The following is a 1,387-nucleotide window of genomic DNA, read 5'->3' as shown; positions in this document are numbered from 1 at the left end:
TTTCCTATCTCTCTATTACATAACGCATTATCACCCTATTGTCATCAAAAAAGTAAAGCCTCTTAAAATTATAGAACCTCAGCAGTCTAAAATCAGACAAGAATTCACAGAGATTATTATCCCTAACTCAAGGGGTTAAGTTCTTTCAAGACGTGCCGATCGAAATATTCGAAACTAGTTACTCTCTGTGTTTCAATTTAACTGCACGCCTCAAAACATCTTCATCTTTTAACACTCGAAGTTCATTGTAATCAATGTTTATAACATATCCATCATTAAAAGAAATAAATACATTTGAGTCATAATTATTTGTTGTTATCCATTCGAATAATTTAGAGCATTTTTCATTAAAAATATTTTCATCCAGTAACGTGTAGCTATTTACTAATGTAATATAAAGGGTGGCATGCATTTTTACATCCTCACTTAAATTTGTATAAGAACTAGTCTCTGTGAGTTTTTTATTAATACCATATCCGCCTCCCATATCCAAATTGACCCGAGAATCATCTTCAAAGATGCTCTTGATGACTTTTGAAGCTTCATTAGATACAGTGGATTCAACTTTTGCAGTATAGTAGTTATCAAATAATTGATCACTATAGTCCTCTAGAACTTGAAAATATATTCCATTAGGGAGTGTGATAACCGACTTATATTTACCTGTTTTAAAACTGCGAATAGTCGATAGATCATATTCATTGGGAAGATCATAGTTTATTTGAGAAAGGTACTGCTGTGTCCTCTTTGTAAAATTCGCTTTCCCCCAAGGTGTACCCTTAAAACTGAAATTTATGATGACAACCATAGCTAACAACAGAAAAACTGAAAACACCAGTTATAATTACTTTATTTCTCCTAGAGATCATCAGAGTTCTCTCCCTAACAGAATTTTTTTAAAAAATGCATATGAAAGTTACAACCAATTCATATCATTTTAAGCTTGATATTTAAGTAATTGTAAGTTTGTTAGGGGCGTTACGATGTTCATAATCTCTCTTTTATTTTCCCAATCACCCATAACAGTATTGAAACTTCAAAACGTGTATTTAATTCTGTAGTTCAATGAAGACGCTTCGAAATATTTCAAAATACCTTTATGCCATATCAATGAACAGCCCAGATAAAACCAAGTTAGGATTATGAAAATTACTTAAAGAATCTATATTTAGGATAAACTCTATATAACTTTTTTAAGAAAATAGGGAGAGTCAGCTTTTTTACCGCTTACACTGTTAGTTTACTCAAGCTTGTACGCAATGCCATATACAGCGGATGCGGCGGAACTGGACCAAGCTTCTCTTTGTCTACGAGATGATAATCGTATAACATACCTTCATACACAACCTCGAACTGGGCATGCTCTTTAAAATCATTTGGTGTAACC

Annotated in this window: 1 protein-coding gene; it reads right to left on the bottom strand. The window is 32.7% G+C overall.

Translation table 11 applies throughout. From position 1 onward, the window contains the following. Positions 1-178: 178 nt before the first annotated feature. Complete coding sequence (locus TY10_RS00370; protein WP_155985637.1) at positions 179-817, bottom strand: hypothetical protein; 639 nt, start codon at positions 815-817, stop codon at positions 179-181. Between the last annotated feature and the right edge of the window lie 570 nt (positions 818-1,387).

This window comes from Paenibacillus gorillae (assembly GCF_000513275.1).
In the GTDB taxonomy this organism is placed as follows: domain Bacteria; phylum Bacillota; class Bacilli; order Paenibacillales; family Paenibacillaceae; genus Pristimantibacillus; species Pristimantibacillus gorillae.
Note: the sequence above shows the minus strand (reverse complement) of the source record. Positions and strands in the feature narration are given on the sequence as shown.